The sequence below is a fragment of the Streptomyces sp. NPDC017202 genome (genome assembly GCF_044331705.1).
In the GTDB taxonomy this organism is placed as follows: Bacteria; Actinomycetota; Actinomycetes; order Streptomycetales; family Streptomycetaceae; genus Streptomyces.
The window spans coordinates 209,670-230,431 of record NZ_JBIRNP010000001.1; the positions used below are offsets into that span (position 1 = coordinate 209,670).

The 20,762-nt window shown below is 72.9% G+C and carries 20 protein-coding genes; 11 read left to right on the forward strand and 9 right to left on the reverse strand.

Translation table 11 applies throughout. The features are described 5' to 3' along the window. Positions 1-54: 54 nt before the first annotated feature. The 3 genes from ACH4N1_RS00945 to ACH4N1_RS00955 all read right to left on the reverse strand — a co-directional run bounded on the left by ACH4N1_RS00945 (position 55) and on the right by ACH4N1_RS00955 (position 3,771). Positions 55-1,113: an endonuclease/exonuclease/phosphatase family protein gene (locus ACH4N1_RS00945; protein WP_398093550.1), complete on the reverse strand. Its 1,059-nt coding sequence runs from the start codon at positions 1,111-1,113 to the stop codon at positions 55-57. A 147-nt stretch (positions 1,114-1,260) separates the two neighbouring features. After that, on the reverse strand, positions 1,261-1,962 hold the full coding sequence (locus tag ACH4N1_RS00950) for a TetR/AcrR family transcriptional regulator (RefSeq protein WP_398093551.1): 702 nt from the start codon (positions 1,960-1,962) through the stop codon (positions 1,261-1,263). A 216-nt stretch (positions 1,963-2,178) separates the two neighbouring features. Further along, a complete protein-coding gene (locus ACH4N1_RS00955; protein WP_398093552.1) occupies positions 2,179-3,771 on the reverse strand; it encodes an MFS transporter in 1,593 nt (530 codons plus the stop codon). A 168-nt stretch (positions 3,772-3,939) separates the two neighbouring features. On the opposite strand from ACH4N1_RS00955, the gene panB reads away from it, so the two are divergent. From panB to ACH4N1_RS00970, 3 genes are all read left to right on the forward strand, one after another. After that, the gene (gene panB, locus ACH4N1_RS00960; RefSeq protein WP_398093553.1) at positions 3,940-4,806 is read left to right on the forward strand and encodes a 3-methyl-2-oxobutanoate hydroxymethyltransferase; all 867 of its coding nucleotides are present in this window, start codon (positions 3,940-3,942) and stop codon (positions 4,804-4,806) included. 248 nt (positions 4,807-5,054) lie between these two features. Beyond that, a complete protein-coding gene (locus ACH4N1_RS00965) occupies positions 5,055-6,083 on the forward strand; it encodes an ATP-binding cassette domain-containing protein (protein ID WP_398093555.1) in 1,029 nt (342 codons plus the stop codon). Beyond that, entirely contained in the window at positions 6,080-6,907 is an 828-nt protein-coding gene (locus tag ACH4N1_RS00970) for an ABC transporter permease (protein WP_398093557.1), read from the forward strand. Before ACH4N1_RS00965 ends, ACH4N1_RS00970 begins: the two co-directional genes overlap by 4 nt. A gap of 8 nt (positions 6,908-6,915) precedes the next feature. On the opposite strand, the gene ACH4N1_RS00975 is transcribed toward ACH4N1_RS00970, so the two are convergent. After that, positions 6,916-10,416, reverse strand: coding sequence for an AfsR/SARP family transcriptional regulator (locus ACH4N1_RS00975; RefSeq protein ID WP_398093558.1), 3,501 nt, complete (start codon positions 10,414-10,416; stop codon positions 6,916-6,918). Between the two features lie 182 nt (positions 10,417-10,598). On the opposite strand from ACH4N1_RS00975, the gene ACH4N1_RS00980 reads away from it, so the two are divergent. Next, the gene (locus ACH4N1_RS00980) at positions 10,599-11,399 is read left to right on the forward strand and encodes a site-2 protease family protein (RefSeq protein WP_398093560.1); all 801 of its coding nucleotides are present in this window, start codon (positions 10,599-10,601) and stop codon (positions 11,397-11,399) included. Here the strand turns inward: ACH4N1_RS00980 and ACH4N1_RS00985 are convergent. Together ACH4N1_RS00985 and npdG are read right to left on the reverse strand one after the other, a co-directional pair. Continuing rightward, the gene (locus ACH4N1_RS00985; protein ID WP_398093561.1) at positions 11,389-11,568 is read right to left on the reverse strand and encodes a hypothetical protein; all 180 of its coding nucleotides are present in this window, start codon (positions 11,566-11,568) and stop codon (positions 11,389-11,391) included. The genes ACH4N1_RS00980 and ACH4N1_RS00985 overlap by 11 nt on opposite strands. Positions 11,569-11,664: 96 nt before the next feature. Then, positions 11,665-12,381 carry an NADPH-dependent F420 reductase gene (npdG, locus tag ACH4N1_RS00990; RefSeq protein ID WP_366060077.1) on the reverse strand — a complete coding sequence of 239 codons (717 nt, stop codon included), beginning with the start codon at positions 12,379-12,381 and terminating at the stop codon, positions 11,665-11,667. 138 nt (positions 12,382-12,519) lie between these two features. On the opposite strand from npdG, the gene ACH4N1_RS00995 reads away from it, so the two are divergent. After that, on the forward strand, positions 12,520-13,125 hold the full coding sequence (locus tag ACH4N1_RS00995; protein ID WP_398093563.1) for a hypothetical protein: 606 nt from the start codon (positions 12,520-12,522) through the stop codon (positions 13,123-13,125). Between the two features lie 60 nt (positions 13,126-13,185). Here ACH4N1_RS00995 and ACH4N1_RS01000 read toward each other — a convergent pair whose 3' ends face one another. Next, entirely contained in the window at positions 13,186-13,416 is a 231-nt protein-coding gene (locus ACH4N1_RS01000; RefSeq protein ID WP_398093564.1) for a hypothetical protein, read from the reverse strand. 58 nt (positions 13,417-13,474) lie between these two features. On the opposite strand from ACH4N1_RS01000, the gene map reads away from it, so the two are divergent. Together map and ACH4N1_RS01010 are read left to right on the forward strand one after the other, a co-directional pair. Further along, positions 13,475-14,332 carry a type I methionyl aminopeptidase gene (gene map, locus ACH4N1_RS01005; RefSeq protein ID WP_398093565.1) on the forward strand — a complete coding sequence of 286 codons (858 nt, stop codon included), beginning with the start codon at positions 13,475-13,477 and terminating at the stop codon, positions 14,330-14,332. A gap of 154 nt (positions 14,333-14,486) precedes the next feature. Then, a complete protein-coding gene (locus ACH4N1_RS01010; protein ID WP_398093566.1) occupies positions 14,487-15,134 on the forward strand; it encodes a heme oxygenase (biliverdin-producing) in 648 nt (215 codons plus the stop codon). Positions 15,135-15,202: 68 nt separating this feature from the next. Here ACH4N1_RS01010 and ACH4N1_RS01015 read toward each other — a convergent pair whose 3' ends face one another. After that, positions 15,203-15,439, reverse strand: a complete 237-nt coding sequence (locus ACH4N1_RS01015; RefSeq protein WP_398093567.1) for a hypothetical protein — start codon at positions 15,437-15,439, stop codon at positions 15,203-15,205. A 111-nt stretch (positions 15,440-15,550) separates the two neighbouring features. After that, a complete protein-coding gene (locus tag ACH4N1_RS01020) occupies positions 15,551-16,195 on the reverse strand; it encodes a PhzF family phenazine biosynthesis protein (RefSeq protein WP_398093568.1) in 645 nt (214 codons plus the stop codon). Positions 16,196-16,498: 303 nt separating this feature from the next. Between ACH4N1_RS01020 and efeO the strand changes: the two genes are divergently transcribed. Genes efeO through ACH4N1_RS01040 form a run of 4 tightly spaced genes read left to right on the forward strand, consistent with a single transcriptional unit; the run spans position 16,499 to position 20,757 of the window. Then, positions 16,499-17,641 carry an iron uptake system protein EfeO gene (gene efeO / locus ACH4N1_RS01025; protein ID WP_398093570.1) on the forward strand — a complete coding sequence of 381 codons (1,143 nt, stop codon included), beginning with the start codon at positions 16,499-16,501 and terminating at the stop codon, positions 17,639-17,641. 16 nt (positions 17,642-17,657) lie between these two features. Next, positions 17,658-18,911: an iron uptake transporter deferrochelatase/peroxidase subunit gene (efeB, locus tag ACH4N1_RS01030; RefSeq protein ID WP_398093571.1), complete on the forward strand. Its 1,254-nt coding sequence runs from the start codon at positions 17,658-17,660 to the stop codon at positions 18,909-18,911. A gap of 3 nt (positions 18,912-18,914) precedes the next feature. Continuing rightward, entirely contained in the window at positions 18,915-19,799 is an 885-nt protein-coding gene (gene efeU, locus ACH4N1_RS01035; protein ID WP_398093572.1) for an iron uptake transporter permease EfeU, read from the forward strand. After that, on the forward strand, positions 19,747-20,757 hold the full coding sequence (locus ACH4N1_RS01040; RefSeq protein WP_398093573.1) for a hypothetical protein: 1,011 nt from the start codon (positions 19,747-19,749) through the stop codon (positions 20,755-20,757). Before efeU ends, ACH4N1_RS01040 begins: the two co-directional genes overlap by 53 nt. Positions 20,758-20,762 lie beyond the last annotated feature (5 nt).

Here is a 20,762-nt window from a genome sequence, read left to right on the forward strand (position 1 = left end):
CCATCGTATGTTCAATTACGGAACAAAGTCTCTCCCGCCCGGTATTCCGGCAGGTTACGGTGTGGTGACCTGCACACGAGCCGCGACCGGCAGGTGGTCGCTGCTCGTCCGCGGCAGCGTCCACGAGGTGACCGGCTCCACGCCCGTCACCATGATCTGGTCGATCCGCGCCATGGGGAACGACGCGGGCCAGGTGAAGCCGAACCCGCTGCCCGCGGCGCCCTGCGCGGAGCGCATCTGCGACGTCACGGCGTTGAGCGAGCGGTCGTTCATCGTGCCGTTGAGGTCGCCGAGCAGGATCTTGTTGCTCAGCGGGTCGGCGGCGATCGCCTCGCCCAGCGCGTCCGCGCTCTTGTCGCGCTGGCGGGCGGTGAACCCGGCCTGGAGCTTCACGCGGACCGAGGGGAGGTGGGCGACGTAGAAGCCGACCGGGCCCTCCGGCGTGGTCACCGTGGCGCGCATCGCGCGGACCCAGCCCAGCTTGATGTCGACGGCCGCCACGGCGCTCAGCGGGTACCTGCTCCACAGCCCGACCGTGCCCTGCACGGAGTGGTAGCGGTACGTCGTCGCGAGCGCCTTCTCGTACACCGGCGCCGCCGACTCGGTCAGCTCCTCCAGGGCCACCACGTCCGCACCGGAGGCGGCCACGTCGTGCGCGGTGCCGGAGGGGTCGGCGTTGTCGGCGTTGACGTTGTGCGTGGCCACCGTGAGGTCGCCGCCGCCGCCGGTCTTGTCGCCGATCAGCCCGCCGAAGAGGTTCAGCCAGACCACGGCGGGCAGCACCAGGGCGATCAGCGCGGTCGCCGACCTGCGCACGAACGCCAGCAGCAACAGCAGCGGGACGAAGACGCCGAGCCACGGCAGGAACGTCTCGGTGAGGCTGCCGAGGTTGCCGAACCGGTTGGGGATGCGCGCGTGCACCAGCATCACCAGGGCGAGCAGCAGCGCGAGCACGGCGACGACGAGGCCGCGGCGCCAGATCCGCGGATCACCGCGCCAGCCGGCCGACAGGCGTCCGGCCAGCCGCACGAACAGGCGTCGGAGCCGGGCTCCCGGACGCTCGGGGTCCGAGCCGCCGTTGTCCGTCTCCGTCACATACGCCTGCTGCGCCATACCGTCGCCTCACTACCTGCCGTGCACACCGTCTCTCCCCCGTGCGTACGACCCTAGGGGATGAACGGCTCGGTTCCCGCCGTCCCATGACGGCCCAACGGGCACGAGGACGAACGGAGTGCCGCCAGGGGTTCCGATCGCGGCCCGTCAGGGGTGGTCTGTGACGAAACGCGCACATTCGGGCGAGACCGGCGGGGAACTGACGGACCGTGCGCCGGTGGGAGAACCGCCGGACCGCGGGCGGGTGACGGCGCCGGCGGGCCGCAGACCCTCGAGCAGCGTGTCGACGATCCGTTCCGGGAGGCCCTCGGTGAGGTCGGCGTCGGGACGCAGGACGGAACGGACCAGCATGGGCCCGATGAACAGGTCGTTGGCCAGCTCGACGTCGAGGTCGGCGCGGAGTTCACCGGCGCGCTGACCGCGCCGCAGCACCTCGACGCCCAGCCGGCGCCGGGGCACGATGACCGCGCTGTGGTACGCCTCCCAGATCCTGGGGCTGCTCTTCATCTGGGCCTGGGCGGTGCGCAGGATCGCCGAGGAACGGCTGGCCAGTCCACGTCGGCGCAGCCACTCCAGCAGCACCACGAGGTCGTCGCGCATGGAGGTGCCGGGGAGTTCGGGCTGGTCCGGCTCGATGCTCAGCAGGACGTCGACGAACAGCTCCTCCTTGCCGCTCCACCGGCGGTAGATGGCCGCCTTGCCGACCCCGGCGGTGCGGGCGATCCGCTCGATGGACAGCTCACCGAGCGGCACCCCCTCCTCCAGCAGCTTCATCGTCCCCTCGAGGATGGCCCGTTCGACGGCCTCGCTGCGCGGCCGTCCCCTGGCGGGCTGCGCGGGCGGCCGCACGGCGGCCCCGCTGCCGACAGAGGTTCCGGCGGGGACCCCGGCGGAGGTCCCGGCAGGAGATCCGGCAGGGGTGCCCGCGGGGGTCTCGGCAGGTGTCCCCGCAGGGGTCCCGGCTGGGGTCTCGGCAGAACTCACGACCGTCCTTTCGTCACGCTCGCAGCATTCTCGCCCAGGGGCTCCGGGAAACGGCCGCGCCCCCGCACGGCCGCCCGCGGTCTACGAGTCGGTGCGCACCAGTTCGCCCTCGTCCGTCGCCTCCTCCGGCTCCTTCGACCGGCCCGGCAGGAACACCGCCACGACGACCGCGCCGACGAGCGCGACCCCGGCCCCGCACAGCGCGGTGACGTGCATGGCGTGCAGGAACGCGTCGTTGGCCGGGCCGACCAGGGCCTCGCCGCGCGGGCCGAGCTTCGCCGCGACGCCCAGGGTCGCCTCGATGGACTCCCCCGCCGTGTCGCGCAGCCCGGCCGGCACCGCGCCGAGGTCGTCCTCGATGCCGGTGCGGTACGCCGTCGACAGCACGGAGCCGAGGACGGCGATGCCGAGCGCGCCGCCGACCTGGCGGAAGGTGTTGCTGAGCGCGGACGCGGACCCGGCCTTCTCGCGGGGCAGCGCCTGCATGATCACGACACTGGTCGGGGTCATGATGTGGGCCATTCCGGCGCCCATGAGGAAGAAGACGACCTCCAGCAGCCAGATCGGCGTGTCCCGGTCCAGCGTGGCGAACGCGACCAGGGTCGCCGCGATGAGGAGCATGCCGCCCGTGGTCGTGGCCTTGTTGCCGAAGCGGTCCACGACCAGCCGGGCCCGCGGCGCGAAGACCAGCTGGGCGACGGCCAGCGGCAGCATCAGCAGGCCGGTCTGGAGCGGGGAGTAGCCGCGCACGCTCTGGGTGTAGAAGACGGAGAAGAAAGTCACGCCCATCAGCGCGAAGAAGACCAGCGCGATGACGCCGATCGCGGCCGAGAACACCTTGTTGCGGAAGTAGCCGACGTCGATGGACGGATGGTCGCTGCGCTTCTCGAACACCACGAACGCGGCGAGGACCACGAGGCCTGCGGCGATCGTCGCCAGCACGGTCGGATCGGTGAAGTCGGCCAGCTCGCCGCCCTTGATGATGCCGTAGACGAGCAGGACCAGGCCGACGACGGACAGGACGACGCCGACGGGGTCGATCCGGCCGGGGGCGGGGTCGCGCGAGTCCGGCACCAGCCACACCATCAGCACGATGGCGGTGATCACGATCGGCACGTTGACGAGGAACACCGACCCCCACCAGAAGTGGTCGAGGAGGAGGCCGCCGGTGATGGGCCCGATGGCGATGGCGAGGCCGACGCCGCCGGCCCAGACGCCGATCGCCTTGGGCTGCTCCTCGCGTTCGAAGACGTTCATCAGGACGGCGAGGGTCGCGGGCATCACGAAGGCGGCGCCGAGGGCCATCAGGGCGCGGAAGGCGATGAGCTGGGCAGGTGAGCCGGACTCCGCGGCGAGCGCGGAGCCGATGCCGAACACCGCGAGGCCGCCGAGCAGGACCTTCTTGCGGCCCAGCCGGTCGCCCAGCAGACCGGCGGAGAACAGCAGGCCCGCGAAGACGAGCGTGTAGGAGTTGATGGCCCACTCCAGCTCGCTCTGGGTGGCGCCGAGGCCGACCGGGGCCGGGGTGGAGATGGTCTTGATCGCGACGTTCAGGATCGAGTTGTCGAGCACCACGATCAGCAGGCTCAGCATCAGCACGCCGAGGATCACCCAGCGACGCCGGTGCACCGCTTCCGGTATCCGGGGGGTCGTGGGGACGGCAGGATTGGTCATGTACCCGAGGGTAGGCCTATTTCGATACGAGACCGTCTCGTATCGCATTCTCTTACTGAGGTTTTACCCACAGGGGGTGCTCTGGCCCTCCCTGGCACGAGGTGCCACCATGGACGTGGTCCGGGGACGCCGTGAGGGCGCCTCGAGATGACGTAAGGAGCCGTTGCAATGACGCAGCTTTCGGCTGCCCAGACGAAGCCTTCCGACGGCAGCAAGGCGCTGTACGGGGGCAAGGGCACACGCCGCATCACCGTCCGCGACATCGCCGCCGCCAAGGAGCGGGGCGAGAAGTGGCCCATGCTCACCGCGTACGACGCGATGACCGCGTCCGTCTTCGACGAGGCCGGGATCCCCGTGATGCTCGTCGGCGACTCGGCGGGCAACTGCCACCTCGGGTACGAGACCACCGTGCCCGTCACCCTCGACGAGATGACCGTGCTCTCGGCGGCCGTCGTACGGGGCACCCGGCGCGCCCTCATCGTCGGCGACCTGCCCTTCGGGTCGTACCAGGAGGGCCCCGTGCAGGCGCTGCGCAGCGCCACCCGGCTGGTCAAGGAGGCCGGGGTCGGTGCCGTGAAGCTGGAGGGCGGCGAGCGGTCGCACCGGCAGATCGAGCTGCTCGTCGAGTCCGGCATCCCGGTCATGGCCCACATCGGGCTCACCCCGCAGTCCGTGAACGCCATGGGGTACCGCGTCCAGGGCCGCGGCGAGGAGGCCGCCGCGCAGCTGCTGCGGGACGCGAAGGCCGTCCAGGACGCGGGGGCGTTCGCCGTCGTGCTGGAGCTGGTGCCGGCGGAGCTGGCCGCTGAGGTCACGCGCGTGCTGCACATCCCCACGGTCGGGATCGGGGCCGGGGCGCAGACGGACGCGCAGGTGCTGGTCTGGACGGACATGATGGGGCTGACCGGCGGCCGCGTGCCGAAGTTCGTGAAGCAGTACGCCGACCTGCGCAAGGTCATGGGCGACGCGGCGAAGGCGTTCGCGGAGGACGTCGTCGGCGGAACGTTCCCGCTGGAGGAGCACTCCGTCCACTGAGCCGTTCCCGGCACCACTGAGCCATCCCGGCACCACGGGCAGCCCGCCGATCGTCCCCCTCGGCGGGCTGCCCCCTTTGCGCCTGAACCGGCGCCGCTCTCGCGGACGTGGTTGCTCGCCGTCGTGGTGGCTCAATTGATGGTCGCCGTGGTCGTCAGGAGATTTCCTGTCGGTGATGTCGGTGGCGCACAGGCGGCTGTCGGTCGGGTGTAGGTGGTCTGTCGGTGGGGGCTGGCACCTTCGGTGGCATGACACGTATCGACATGAACCCCGGCGGCGCGGACCGCGCCGTCACCGTGCGGGGGCTGGTCAAGCACTACGGGGAGACCAAGGCACTGGACGGGGTCGACCTCGACGTGCGGGAGGGCACCGTCATGGGGGTGCTCGGGCCGAACGGCGCCGGCAAGACCACCCTCGTGCGGATCCTGTCCACGCTGCTCGCCCCCGACGCCGGCCGGGCGACCGTCGCCGGCCACGACGTCGTCCGCCAGCCCCGCCTGCTCCGCCGCGTCATCGGGCTGACCGGCCAGTACGCCTCCGTGGACGAGAAGCTCGCCGGCTGGGAGAACCTGTACCTCATCGGCCGGCTGCTCGACCTGCCCCGCAAGGAGGCCCGGTCCCGCGCCGACGAGCTGCTGGAGCGGTTCTCGCTCACGGAGGCGGCCCGGCGCCCGGCGGGGACGTACTCCGGCGGCATGCGGCGACGGCTCGACCTCGCCGCGTCGATGATCGGCCGGCCCGCCGTCCTCTTCCTCGACGAGCCGACCACCGGCCTCGACCCCCGCACCCGCAACGAGGTGTGGACCGAGGTGAAGTCGATGGTCGGCGAGGGGGTGACCGTGCTGCTGACCACCCAGTACATGGAGGAGGCCGAACAGCTCGCCTCCGAGCTGACCGTCGTCGACCGGGGCAAGGTCATCGCCACGGGCGGCATCGAGGAGCTGAAGTCCCGCGTGGGCGGGCGGACCCTGCGGGTGCGCCCGGCCGACCCGGTGCACCTGCGCCCGCTGGCCCGCGCGCTGGACGAGATGGGCATCACCGGCCTCGCCTCGACCGTCGTGGACACCGAGCGCGGCTCGGTGCTGGTGCCGGTGCTCAGCGACGAGCAGCTCACCGCCGTGGTCGGCGCGGTCACCGCGCGCGGCTTCACGCTCTCCTCCATCACCACCGAACTGCCCAGCCTGGACGAGGTGTTCCTGTCCCTCACCGGTCACCGTGCCGGTGCGCCGCAGGGCACCGTCCCCGCCGACAAGCCCCTCGAGGAGGTCGCCGTATGAGCGCCGCCACCCCACTCGCCCCGGCCGGCCCCCAGGGCGCCGACGCGCCCGTCCCGCTGCGGGCCCACCTGCGGCACACCGGCGCGCTGGTCCGCCGCAACCTGCTGTGGATCCGGCAGGACCCGGAGTCGATGTTCGACGCGGTCCTGTTCCCGGTCGTCTTCACCCTGCTGTTCGTGTACGTCTTCGGCGGCTCCATCGGCCAGTCGCTGGGCGGCGGGCAGGAGGAGTACGTCCAGTACGTCATCCCCGGCCTGCTGGCCATGATGGGGATGAACATGGCGCAGGGCGTGGGCACCGGGTTCAACCAGGACTTCAACTCCGGTGTCATGGACCGCTTCCGGTCCCTGCCGATCGGGCGCGGCTCGGTGCTGTTCGCGAAGATCGCGGTCGAGCTGATGCGGATGCTGTTCGCGACGGTGGTGCTGGTGGTCGTCGCGGTGCTGGTCGGCTTCGAGATCACCAGCTGGCCCGGACTGCTGGCCTCCGTGGCGCTGTCCGCGGCCTTCGGGTTCGCGCTGATGTGGGTGTTCCTCACGCTCGGCGTGGTGATGAAGAACGCGCAGTCCGTGCAGGCGATGGGCTTCCTGGTGCTGATGCCCCTCCAGTTCGGCTCGTCGATCTTCGCGCCGACCGCGTCGATGCCGGGCTGGCTGCGCAACTTCACCGAGTTCAATCCCCTGTCGGGCCTCGCGGACGCCGCGCGCGGGCTGATGATCGGCGGTCCGGTCGCGCACGGTCTGTGGGTGACGCTGGCCTGGTCGGCGGGGCTCACCGCGGTGATGGCGCCGGTCGCGATCCACAAGTTCCGCACCAAGAGCTGACCGGTGTCTCACACCAGGGCGGCGGCCTCCTCGTAGGAGAGGCCGCCGCCCTCGGCGTGGGCGGCGGTGTACGCCTCCTCGCCGAGCGCGGCACGGACCCGGGCGTGGGCCAGTTCCCGGCACGCGGACTCCAGGCGCGGCGAGACGTGCCGGGGCGGCAGCAGGGCGTCGGCGACGCCGAGGCAGCGGGCGGCGGCCTCGGCGCGGGCGCGGGCACCGGGCGGACCGTCGTCGGCGCCGGTCCGCCCGGTGCCGGTGAGGGCGATCGCGGCGATGGCCAGGTAGAAGGAGCGCAGGTACGGGGCGATGGCCGTGGACAGCGGGTCGTTCGCCCGGCCCAGGGCGTCGCGGATGGTGACCAGGGCCTGCTCGTAGCGCTCGTCCACCGTGTCCAGCCAGGCCTCCGCGCCGAGGATCAGGGCGTCGAAGACGACGAAGTGCGCGAGGGCGAACTCCTTGCGCAGCAGGCGTAGCTGCTCGCGGGCCTCGGGGGTGCGGCCGGTCAGGGTGAGGTGGCCGGAGAGGAAGAGCCGGGCGGCGGGCATGGCCTCGTTGACGGTGCCGTCGAAGCGGTCGAGGACCTCGCGCAGGACGCGTTCGCCGCGCTCCTCCTCACCGGCCTCCAGCAGCGCGCTGCCCAGCCGGGCCGCCAGGACCGCCGACTGGCTGCGGGCGTCGAGCTCCTCGGCGTGGACCATGGCCGCCTCGTAGTCGGCGGCGGCCAGGCGGTAGGCGCCCATCCGCTCGTGGGCCTCGGCGCGCGCGGAGAGGGCCTCGGCGGTGCCCCAGGCGTCCCCGAGGCGGCGGAAGATCTCCAGGGACTCGTCGGCGTCCCGGGTCGCGTCGCCCGCCCAGTCGGAGCGGTTGGCCAGCACGTTGGCGCGCATCTGGAGGCAGACGGCCAGCTCCCACTCGTAGCCGGGGGTCTCGCGGGCGGTGCGGATGTTGGCGTCGACGATGACGCGGATGCGTTCCATGTCGCCGGTGAGCATGACGGCGTAGAACCAGAGCAGGCCGGGGGTGCGGCAGGTCTGCGGGAGGCCGGGGGCGTAGGTGTCGACGATCGCCCGCAGTTTGGCCTGGGCCGCCGGGGTCTGCCAGGCGTCCAGCTCGGTGTCCATGCAGGCGAGGTGGGCGAGGTGGACACCGCGCCGGGCCTCCGCGAGGACCTCGCCGGTCATCGGCGGCGGGGCCTCGGTGCAGGGTTTCCAGAGCGGGGCGGCGGGGCGCACCGGGTCGGCGAAGGGGTCGGGGCCGAGGGCCATCACCTCGCGGCACCAGGTGCGGGCCTCGATGCGCAGGTCGCGCATCTGCCAGTAGGTGACGAGGGACAGGACGAGGCAGAGCGCCTCCTGCTCGTCGCGCTCGGCGACGGCCCGGCGCAGCGCGGTGCGCAGGTTCTCGTACTCGAGCTGGAACCGGTCGATGGCGGCGCGCTGTCCCCGGCCGCGCAGCGACGGCTCGGTGGTGCGGGCGAGTTCGCGGTAGTGCGTCAGATGGGCGCGCTCGGCGCGGGTGCGGGCGCCGGACTCGTCGAGGCGGGCGGCGGCGTACTCGGCGACGGTCTCCAGGAGCCGGTAGCGCATGGCGCCGTCGGGGGCCGGGGCGGCCACGACGAGGGACTTGTCGACGAGGGAGCCGAGCGCGTCGAGGGCGGCCGGACCGCAGACGGCCTCGGCGGCGGCGAGGTCGCAGCCGCGGGCGAAGACCGACAGCCGGCCGAGGACCTCGCGCTCGTCCTCGTCGAGCAGGTCCCAGGACCAGTCGACGACGGCCCGCAGGGTCTGCTGGCGGGGCAGGACGGTACGGCTGCCGGAGGTCAGCAGCCGGAAGCGGTCGTCGAGCCGGTCCGCGATCTGGCGCGGCGACAGCATGCGCAGCCGGGCGGCGGCCAGCTCGATGGCGAGCGGCAGGCCGTCCAGGCGGCGGCAGATCTCGGCGCAGGCCTCGGGGTCGTCGCCGACGCGGAAGCCGGGGCGGGCGGCCGCCCCGCGCTCGGCGAGCAGCCGCAGCGCGGCCGGCTCGGGCAGCGGCTCCACGGGCCGCAGCAACTCGCCGGGCACGCCGAGGGGTTCGCGGCTGGTGGCGAGGACGGTCAGCTCCGGGCAGCGCTTGAGCAAGTGCTCGACCAGGCGGGCGGCGCTCTCGACGACGTGCTCGCAGTTGTCGAGGACGATCAGCATGCGGCGGCGGGCGCAGTGCTCGACGAGGCGCTCCAGGGGGTCGTCGTGCCGTTCGGCGACCGCCACCCGCATCTCCTCGGCACCGGCGCCGTAGAGCACGGTCTCGCGGGCTCCGACGGCGGTGAGGACGGCCTGGGGCACGGCGTCGGGGTCGGCGACCGGCGCCAGTTCGGCGAGCCACACCCCGTCCCGGGCGGTCTCCCCCGCGGTCTCGGCGGCCTCCTGCGACAGCCGCGTCTTGCCGGCTCCACCGGGCCCGAGCAACGTGACCAGCCGGGCGCCGTCCAGGTCCCCGTGGATGGCCGCGATGTCCCCTTCCCGCCCGACGAAGGAGGTGAGCCGGGCGCGGAGGTTGCCGGGGGGCGGGGCGGGAGGGGTGGCGGCCCGGCCGGATCCTGCGGCAGCCGGGCCCGGATACGCGGAGGCCCGGCCGGGATCGGCGGAAGCCGGGGCCGGGGAGGCGGAGACCAGGGCCGGGGCCGGGGAGGCGGAGACCAGGGCCGGGGCCGGGGCCGAGGCCGGGGCCGGGGCCGGGGCCGAGGCCGGGGCCGAGGCCGGGGAGGCGGCGGCCGGGGCCGGGCGGGGCACCGGGGGCGGGAGTTCGGCCGGGGTGAGGAGTTCCGCGTGGAGGGCGCGGAGTTCGGGGCCGGGGTCGGAACCGAGGCGGGTGGCGAGCAGGCGGCGTACGGACTCGTAGGCGGCCAGGGCCTCGGCGGTGCGGCCCGCGTCGCGCAGGGCGCGCAGGCGCAGGGCCTGGAGGGGTTCGTCCAGGGGGTGGACGTCGCACAGGGCGGTCAGCTCGGGCAGGGACTGCCCGGCGTGGCCGAGGGCGAGGGCCGCGGTGTGACGGGCGCGTATCGCGTCCAGGCGGCGGGCCTGGCGGCGGACCGCCTCGGCGGTGCGGTCGGGCAGGTCGGCGAGGACCGGGTCCTGCCAGAGGGCGAGGGCGTCGTCGAGCAGCGCGGCCGCACCGGCGGGGTCGCCGTCGGCGAGCGCGCGCAGTCCTTCGGCGGTCAGCCGCTCGAAACGGTGCAGGTCGACGGCGTCGGGCGGGGCGGTGAGCCGGTAGCCGCCGTCCGCCGAGGCGACGGCGTCCGCGCCGAGGGCCCGGCGCAGCCGGCCGACCAGCGCCTGCAGCGCGGCGGGCGCGTCGGCGGGCGGCTCACCGCCGGCCCAGACCTCCTCCACCAGCAGTCCCGCGGGCACGCTGCGGCCGGCCCGCAGGGCCAGCACGGTCAGCAGGGCGCGCAGCCGCGCCCCGCCGACGGCGACGGGGGTGCCGTCGGTCCGGAGTGCCTGGGTGGTGCCGAGGATGCGGTAGCGCACGGGGTCATTCTCTCCGGTGGGGGCGGCCGGGGTCACGGCGCCCGGGCCGGTGGCGCGCCCGGGAGGACCGACCCGCTCCGCCCGGAACCGACGACCGGTCACGAGACGTTCCCCCCTTGCGCCCGGTACGGTCGGGCAGCCGGACACCCGGTCCCGACATCGCACCCCAGGAGCGTCCGCAGATGACCACCGCCCTCTCCCGCCGCAGCGACCGGCGGATCAGCCCCGTCTTCCTCGGGATACTGGCCGTCACGGCGGTCACCGGCTGGGCCACCTGGACCGGTTTCGCCGAACAGCCCGGTGTGGCCGTGTTCCTGTTCGTGACCGGCGCCTGGATCGTCTCGCTCTGCCTGCACGAGTACGCGCACGCGCGCACCGCCCTGCACAGCGGTGACATCTCGGTCGGCACGAAGGGGTACCTGACGCTCAATCCCCTGAAGTACACGCACGCGCTGCTGAGCGTCGTGCTGCCGGTGCTGTTCGTGATCATGGGCGGGATCGGTCTGCCGGGCGGCGCCGTCTTCATCGAGCGCAACCGGATCCGGGGGCGCTGGCGGCACAGCCTGATCTCGGCGGCGGGCCCGCTGACGAACGTGCTGTTCGCCGTCGTGTGCACCGCCCCGTTCTGGCTGGACGCGCTGGACGGCGTGCCGGCCGACTTCCGGTTCGCGCTCGCGTTCCTCGCCCTCCTCCAGGTCACGGCGGCGATCCTGAACTTCCTGCCGGTGCCGGGCCTGGACGGCTACGGCGTCATCGAGCCCTGGCTGTCGTACGGCGTGAAGCGGCAGGTGGAGCCGTTCGCGCCGTTCGGCCTGCTGTTCGTGTTCGCGCTGCTGTGGGTGCCGGCGGTCAACGGCGCGTTCTTCGACGTGGTCGACTCGGTGCTGGGCGGTCTCGGCATCGGCGACTTCGAGACCTACTGCGGCCAGGCGCTGTACCGCTTCTGGGAGGGCACCCCGGAGATCTGCTCCGTCAGCCCGTGACGGACCGGCGGATCTTCTCGCGCTTGAGGTAGTACCAGGTCATGTTGGACGACAGGCCGGCCAGCAGCACCCACACGACGCCCAGGAAGCTGCCCTGGACGAAGGAGACGACCGCCGCCGCGACCGCGAGGAGGCAGACGATCAGGGAGTAGACGGCGAGACGGGGCATGGGGCTGGCTCCTGTCGGGGGACACTGCTGCACTGCGGGTACGGCCGGTCGCGTGGCGGGCCGTACGGCCGGTGCCGTCCAGTGTCCCCCATCCGCTCAGACGTCGGTGACGCGGAGCCCGGCGTGGGCCTTGTAGCGGCGGTTGACGGAGATCAGGTTGGCGACCAGGGCCTCGACCTGGTGGGCGTTGCGCAGCCGTCCGGCGAAGACGCCCCGCATGCCGGGGATGCGGCCGGCCAGGGCCTGCACGATCTCCACGTCGGCGCGCTCCTCGCCCAGCACCATCACGTCGGTGTCGATCTCGTCGATGTCCGGGTCCTGGAGGAGGACCGCCGACAGGTGGTGGAAGGCGGCCGTGACCCGCGAGCCGGGCAGCAGGGCGGCGGCCTGCTCGGCGGCGCTGCCCTCCTCCGGCTTCAGCGCGTAGGCGCCCTTCTTGTCGAAGCCGAGCGGGTTGACGCAGTCGACGACGAGCTTGCCCGTCAGCTCCTCGCGCAGCGACTCCAGGGTCTTGCCGTGGCCCTCCCACGGCACGGCGACGATGACGATGTCGCTGCGGCGGGCGGTCTCGGCGTTGTCGGCGCCCTCGACGCCGTGCCCGAGTTCCTCGGCGGCGGCCCGCGCGCGGTCGGCGGCACGCGAGCCGATGATCACCTTCTGGCCGGCCCTGGCGAGGCGGTGGGCGAGCCCCTTGCCCTGCGGCCCGGTCCCGCCGAGGACGCCGACGACCAGCCCCGAGACGTCGGGAAGGTCCCACGGGTCCTTGGCGGGTGCCTTCGCGGGGGCGTTGTGTGCACTGTCGCTAGAGGTCATGGGCCGACTTTACGTCCGTGGGGGCCGTCCCACCGGGCGGGGTGACGGCCCTCACGGCCGCCGGGCGGGTCCCCGGGTCGGGGGAATCGGCGGCGAACGCCCGGCCGCGGGCGCCCGGTTGGGGCAGGATGCGGTGGCATGGACGCCGTACGGGTCGCGCTGCTGCGCGACGTGCTCGCCGGGACGCAGTGGCTCGGGGCCACCCGCAGGTTCGCCGGGGTGCTGCGGGGGTCGGTGGTGTCGCACGGGGGCGGGCTGCTGCTGGTGGGCACCGCCGCGTACGAACCGTGGCACCTGGCCGCCCACCTGGTCGACGAGGCCGCCTGGTCCGGTACGCCGGAGCTGGCCCCCACGCTGGTGCGGCACGGCGCCCGCCCCTCGGATCCGGCGCACCTCGCGGTGGGCCTCGGCCGCATCGAGGCGGCCCGGCGGGGCGAGACCCTGCTGGTGGTGGCGCCGGAGCCGGAGGAAGACGCGCCCCTGCTGGAGCGGGTGTCGGACGCCCGGCGGACCGGGGTGACCGTGCTGGCCCTGGGCCCCGTCGGGGGCGAGCTGCCGGACCTGGCGCACGAGACGCTGGCCGTGCCGGACGGCGCGGAGCTGGACCTGGACACGGTGCAGCACCTGGTGAGCGCGGCGGCGGGCGAGCAGGCGGTGCCCTCTCCGAGGGGCCCCCGCCGCCTGCGCGACCGGCTGTCCCGGCTGGCGGAGTCCCTGACGGCGCCGCCCCCGGCTCCCTGGTGAGGCGAGGGGCCGGGGGCGGGGTGCCGTCGTGCCCGGTGGTCCCGGGCGGGGCGGGTGCGGTCAGTCGTCGTCCGCGGTGCCCGCCGGGGCGTCGTGCCACTTGGGGTCGTTCTCCCACTGCAGGTTGCGCTCCCGGGCCGTCTGCATCGCGTGCTCGGCCTCCGCGCGGGAGGCGTAGGGGCCGAACCGGTCCTTGGCCGGGCACTCGGGCCCTTCCTCGACCTTGTGGTGTTCCAGGCAGTAGTACCACTCGCCCGGCTTGCCGACCGTGCGCTTCTTGAACAGGGCCATGACCAGCTCCTCTCGCCACCGTCATGTTCCCCCATGGCCGCTGGTTAGACTCGCCGGTATGTCTGGCCAGTCGCTGCTCGCGCCCGGGGAGCTGTCCCCCACCCGTTCCGTGCCCGGAAACATCCGCCGTCCCGAGTACGTCGGCAAGCCCGCGCCGGCCCCGTACACCGGGCCCGAGGTGCAGACCCCCGAGACGGTGGAGGCGATGCGCGTCGCCGGCCGGATCGCCGCGCGGGCGATGGCGGCGGCCGCCGAGCGGATCGCGCCGGGCGTCACCACCGACGAACTGGACAGGGTGGCGCACGAGTACCTGTGCGACCACGGCGCCTACCCCTCGACGCTGGGCTACCGCGGTTTCCCCAAGTCCCTGTGCACGTCGGTCAACGAGGTGATCTGCCACGGCATCCCGGACTCGACGGTGCTGCGGGACGGCGACATCGTCAACCTGGACGTGACGGCGTACATCGGCGGGGTGCACGGCGACAACAACGCGACGTACCTGGTGGGTGACGTCGACGAGGAGAGCCGGCTGCTGGTGGAGCGGACCCGGGAGTCGCTGGACCGGGCGATCAAGGCGGTCCGGCCGGGCCGGCAGATCAACATCATCGGCCGGGTCATCGAGTCGTACGCCAAGCGGTTCGGGTACGGCGTCGTGCGGGACTTCACGGGGCACGGCATCAACTCGTCGTTCCACTCCGGGCTGATCGTCCCCCACTACGACAGCCCGCACGCCACGACCGTGATCCAGCCCGGCATGACGTTCACGATCGAGCCGATGCTGACGCTCGGGACGCACGAGTACGACATGTGGGACGACGGCTGGACGGTCGTGACGAAGGACCGCAGGCGGACGGCCCAGTTCGAGCACACGCTGGTGGTGACGGACACCGGGGCGGAGATCCTCACGCTGCCCTGAGTCCGCCGCCCCCCGCCCCGGAAGCCCGCCCTCTCGCCGAGGGCGGGCTTCCGGCCGTCCGGGCGGGCTTTTTGCCGACGGGCTGTCGGAAAGGTTGCCGACAGGAGGTCGGCAAAACATTGACTCAGGTATGCCTCACCACAAGACTCGGCCCATGGACTCCTTCTCGACAGTCATCCGGACCGCGTCCCACGAGCAGCACGTGGAGGCGGAGACCTCCACGTTCATGAGCGACCTGCTCGGCGGCGGGCTCGGCGTCGACGCGTACGCGCGCTACACCGAACAGCTGTGGTTCGTGTACGAGGCACTGGAGGAGGGGGCCGGGCGGCTGGCGTCGGATCCGGTGGCGGGGCCCTTCATACGGCCGGAGCTGTTCCGGCGGGACGCCCTGGAGCGGGACCTGGCGCACCTGCGGGGTGCCGGGTGGCGGGCGGGGCTCTCCGCGCTGCCGGCGACGCTGGCGTACGCGGAGCGGGTGCGCGCGTGCGCGCGGTCCTGGCCGGGCGGGTACGTCGCCCACCACTACACGCGCTACCTCGGCGATCTCTCCGGCGGGCAGATCATCCGCGACCGGGCCGAGAAGGCGTGGGGCTTCGAGAAGAAGGGCGACGGCGTCCGCTTCTACGTCTTCGAGGAGGTCGGCAACCCGGCCGCCTTCAAGCGGGAGTACCGGGAGCTGCTGGACGCGGTGCGCGCGGACGACCTGGAGAAGCAGCGGATCGTGGCGGAGTGCAGGAAGGCGTTCGCCCTGAACACGGGCGTGTTCCGGGCGCTGGGCGAGGAGTTCCCGCTGTCGGCGTGAGCCGCCGGCCCCGCGCACGGGACGGGCCCGCCCCCTCGGTCACGAGGAGGGCGGGCCCGGAAGCCGTGTCAGTCGTCGTCGCGACCGACGGAGTTGTCGTGGCCGACGGCGTACTCCGAGCACTGGGCGCCGCCCCAGAAGAGCTTGCTGGTCTCCGTCACGATCCCGCCGAAGTACGGGCTGCAGACGGCGTGGTCGTCGCCGCCCTCGACGTGCTTGCCCTCGCCGGCGGTGGCGGTCGCGGCGCCGGCGGCGCTCAGGGCGACACCCAGGACGACGGCGGCCAGGGCAGAACGAATGCGCATGGTGCTCCTCTCACGGTGACCGGACAGTCACCGTGAGTGGTCCCCGTTCACCGTCCGGCCACACACGGGACCACCCGTACGGAGGCGTACGACCGGGGGACGTCCGCCCGTTCAGCGCTCCAGGAGGACCCGGCCGCCGATCTCCACCCAGCCGTGCGGCTGCGGCGCGGTCAGGATCTGCGATCCCGCCCCCTGCGTGATGTTCAGGGCCCGGCCGAGGAGGTCGGTGAGGAGCAGGGCCGCCGCGCCGGTGGCCTCGTCCTCGTCGATGCCGTCGTCGCGGCCCGGGAAGGCGCGGGCCCGCACGCGCCCCGCGGGCTCGTCCTCCCAGGCCCAGGCGTAGGTCCACTCGCCGGGCGGCGGCACGGGCAGGGCGTCGACCTCCGCGGCGGCGGCGTACTGCCGGAGCGTGCGCGGCGGGACCCATTCGGCCCGCGCCTCGATCCAGCTGAACTCCCCGTCCAGGCGGGCACCCACCGCTCCGGCGGGGGTGACGAGTTCGGGCACGTCGAGCAGCCAGGCCGTGCCCACGCAGGGGTGTCCTGCGAACGGCAGCCGCAGGGTCGGCGTGTAGATGTCGATGACGCCGCGCTCGGGGTCGTCCACGAACACGGTCTCGCTGAAGCCGAGCTTCGCCGCGAGGGCCTGCCGGTCCTCCCGGTCGGGCAGCACCGATCCCTCGCGGATGACGCCCAGTTCGTTGCCGTATCCGCCGTTCGGTGCGCAGAACACGCGGAGCACGTCGTAATCAGTCACCGGGGAATTGAAGCACTGACTCCGCTCGCGACGTCGGCCCCGGCCAGGTGGCGGGCGGGAGCGGGGGTCCGCGGCCGCGCGCGTGCGGCCTTCGGATGCGCTCCGACTTTCCCATGGACGGATTTGACCGTTTCTTGGGGCACATTTTGAGTCACCGTGATCGGATCGTGCTCTTACAGCGTCCATGAGAGGTGAATCACGGTCCGGACGGGTATGGCGCAGGTAAGCCTTCGATAAGTTAGGTAAGCCTCACTGAAACCTGTGACCCTGTCACGTAATTTTTCAGCCACGCTGGGAGCCCTCATGCGCGCCGCCAGACTCTCCGTCGCCACAGCCGCCGCTGCCGTCGCGGCCCTGACCGCCGTCACGGGCTGCACCGAGAAGAGCGACGCCGCCGCCGGCGACCGGGTGATCGGCGTGACCGCGACCGACGACACGTGCAAGACCTCCGCCAAGGAGATCGCCGCCGGACACGTCGAACTCGCCATCGAGAACAAGGGCTCCAAGGTCACCGAGGTCTACCTGCTGTTCCCCGACGACCGGGTGGTGGCCGAGCGCGAGAACATCGGCCCCGGCACCAAGCAGCGGGTCACCGCGGAGGTGAAGGCCGGCAACTACCTGATCGCCTGCAAGCCGGGCATGAAGGGCGACGGCATCCGCCAGGACCTCAAGGTCACCGGCGGCACCGCGACCGCCGAGCGCGACCCGCGCCTGGACAAGGCCGTCGCCGCCTACCGGGCCTACTCGCAGCAGCAGGCCGACGAGACGCTGCCCAAGGTCCAGGCCTTCGTGAAGGCGGTCAAGGCCGGTGACCTGGAGACCGCGAAGAAGGCCTACGCGCTCTCCCGCATCGGCTGGGAACGCACGGAGCCGGTCGCGGAGTCCTTCGGCGACATCGACCCGAAGGTCGACGTCCGCGAGGACGGCCTGGAGGACGGGCAGAAGTTCACCGGCTGGCACCGCCTGGAGAAGGCCCTCTGGCAGGACAAGAAGATCACCGCCGAGGAGAAGGCCCTCGCCGACCAGCTCGTCACCGACCTGACCGACTGGCAGAAGCGGGTCGGCACGGCCGAGATCACCCCGACCTCCATGGCCAACGGCGCCAAGGAACTCCTCGACGAGGTCGCCACCGGCAAGGTCACCGGCGAGGAGGAGCGCTACTCGCACACCGACCTGGTCGACTTCAAGGCCAACGTCGAGGGCGCCGAGAAGGCGTTCGAGCTGCTCGAGCCGGTCGCCAAGGAGAACGACGCGGCACTGGTCACCGAGCTGGACAAGCAGTTCACGACGCTGGACACGCTGCTCGACAAGTACCGCCCGAACGCGTCCTCCTACGCGTTCACCTCGTACGACAAGGTCGGCGCCGCCGAGCGCAAGGAGCTGTCGGACGCGGTGAACGCGCTCGCGGAGCCGCTCTCCAAGCTCGCCGCCGCAGTGGCCAAGTAGCCGGAGGCTCACCGACATGACGGACACGGACCAGACCTCGACCGCGCCCACCCGGCGGGCCCTGATCGGCTGGGGCGGAGCGGGCCTCGCGCTCGGCGCCGCCGCGGCCGGCGGCGCGGCCGCGATGACCCGCGCCGGGAACGACGTGGACCCGGCCGGCGCCGCGGCGGGTGCCGCGATCGCCTTCCACGGCACCCACCAGGCGGGCATCGCCACGCCCGTGCAGGACCGGCTGCACTTCGCCGCGTTCGACGTGAAGACCACCGACCGGGCCGCGTTCGTCCAGCTGTTGAAGGACTGGACGCGGGCCGCCCGGCAGATGACCGAGGGCAAGCCGGTCGGGGAGGGCGCGTACGGCGGGCTCGCCGAGGCGCCGCCGGACGACACCGGCGAGGCGCTGGGCCTCAAGCCGTCCCGGCTGACGCTGACGATCGGCTTCGGGCCGTCCCTGTTCGGAAAGTTCGGGCTCGCCGGGCAGCGGCCCGAGGCGCTGGTGGACCTGCCGAAGTTCGCGGGGGACAACCTGGACGCGAACCGCAGCGGCGGCGACCTGTGCGTGCAGGCCTGCGCGGACGACCCGCAGGTCGCGGTGCACGCGATCCGCAACCTGGCCCGCATCGGCATGGGCAGGGCCGTCATCCGCTGGTCGCAGCTCGGCTTCGGCAAGACCTCCTCCACGACGCCCGACGCGCAGACCCCGCGCAACCTGATGGGCTTCAAGGACGGCACCCGCAACATCGCGGGCACCGAGCAGGACCGCCTGGAGAAGTTCGTCTGGGTCGGCGAGAAGGACGGCCCCGCCTGGATGACGGGCGGCTCCTACCTCGTCGCCCGCCGCATCCGCATGCACATCGAGACCTGGGACCGCACCTCGCTCCAGGAGCAGGAGGACGTCTTCGGCCGCGACAAGGGCGAGGGCGCCCCGGTCGGCAAGGCCAAGGAGCGCGACGAACCGTTCCTGAAGGCCATGAAGCCCGACGCGCACGTGCGGCTCGCCCACCCCGACTCCAACCACGGGGCGACGCTGCTGCGCCGCGGCTACTCCTTCACCGACGGCACCGACGGCCTGGGCCGGCTGGACGCGGGCCTGTTCTTCCTCGCCTACCAGCGCGACGTGCGCAAGGGGTTCATCCCCGTCCAGCGCAACCTCGCCACGGACGCGCTCAACGAGTACATCCAGCACGTGGGTTCGGCCGTCTTCGCGATCCCGCCCGGCGTCCGGGACGCGGACGACTGGTGGGGCCGCACCCTGTTCGCCAAGGAGGCCTAGCCCGTGTTCTCCAACTACCTGATCGGACTGCGCGAGGGCCTGGAGGCCAGTCTCGTCGTCTGCATCCTCATCGCCTATCTGGTGAAGACCGGGCGGCGCGACGCCCTGAAGCCGGTCTGGACGGGCATCGCCGTCGCGGTGCTGCTCGCGCTGGGCTTCGGCTCCGCCCTCGAATTCGGCTCCCAGGAGCTGACGTTCGAGGCGCAGGAGGCGCTGGGCGGCTCGCTGTCGATCCTCGCCGTCGTCCTGGTGACGTGGATGGTGTTCTGGATGCGGCGCACCGCGCGGCACCTGAAGTCGGAGCTGCACGGCAAGCTGGACGCGGCCCTCGCCATGGGCACCGGCGCGCTGGTCGCCACCGCGTTCCTCGCGGTGGGCCGCGAGGGCCTGGAGACGGCCCTGTTCGTGTGGGCGTCCGTGCACGCCGCCGGTGACGGCACCCCGCGCCCGCTGATCGGCGTGGCGCTCGGCCTGGCCACGGCGGTCCTGCTGGGCTGGCTGTTCTACCGCGGCGCGCTGCGCATCAACCTGGCGAAGTTCTTCACCTGGACGGGTGGCATGCTGGTCGTCGTCGCGGCCGGTGTGCTGGCGTACGGCGTCCACGACCTCCAGGAGGCCGACTGGGTGCCGGGCCTGACGGACAAGGCCTTCGACATCAGCGGCACGATCCCGCCGGACAGCTGGTACGGCACGCTGCTGAAGGGCGTGTTCAACTTCCAGCCCGACCCGACGGTCCTGCAAGTCACGGTGTGGCTGCTGTACCTGGTCCCGGCACTCGCGTTCTTCCTCGCCCCGGTAGGGTTCGCCTCCGGGAAGGGGAGGGTGAACGCACCTGATGAGCAGGGAACGCAGCCTGACGACCGGCCGTCCACGGCGCCGCGGGCGTGACCGGGACGCACTGATCGCCGTCTCGCTCACCGTCGTGACACTGACGGCGAGCGGATGTGTCGTGGTGCACGGGGAGCGCACGGTGCTCCCCGCGGCCACGAAGGCGGAAGCCGCCGAGGCCGTCGAGCAGTTCACGGCCGCCTACAACAAGGCCGACGCGGCGTACGACCCCTCCCTCGACGCCGCGCACACCACCGGGGCGCTCGGCGCGATCGACGCGGCACGGCTGAAGGCGGGGCGCGTCAACCACCCGGACGGCAACCCGCAGCACAAACCGCTGGCGCTGACCGACGTCCGCTACACCATCCCCGAGAAGCCCGGCTGGCCCCGCTGGTTCGTCGCCGACGCCCGGGCCAACAAGGGCGGGGACGCGCGCTGGGTGCTGGTCTTCACCCGCGGCGGCCGGTCCGAGCCGTGGCAGGCGGCGTACCTCACGCTGGTGGCGCCGGGCGCGCTGCCGGAGTTCCCCAAGGACAAGGACGGCTGGGCCGAGGCCGTGCCGGTGGACAGCGCCGGGCTGACGCGCTCGCCGGCCGGGCTGAGCGGTGACTACGCGACGTACCTGAAGGACGGCGGGGACGCGTTCGCGGACGGTCCGTACACCAGTGGGCTGCGCTCCACGCGGGCGAAGAACTCCAGCAAGCCGGGCCTGGCCACGCAGTACATCGACGAGCCGCTGACGACCGGCGACTTCGCGCCGCTGGCGCTGCGCACGGCGGACGGCGGGGCGGTGGTGTTCTTCTCCACGCACCACTTCGTGAAGCAGACCGCGGCGGCGGGGGCGGCGGTGCCGGCGCCCAACAAGGACGTCCGGGCGCTGACCACCGGGGAGATCGAGCAGGCGCTGACGATGGAGTTCGTGGCCAACGAGATGGCCGTGGTGCCGGGCGCCTCCGGCGGGGGGAAGGTGTCGTTGGTGAGCCGGGTCGAGGGGCTCACGGCGGCCAAGGGGGAGTAGCGGAG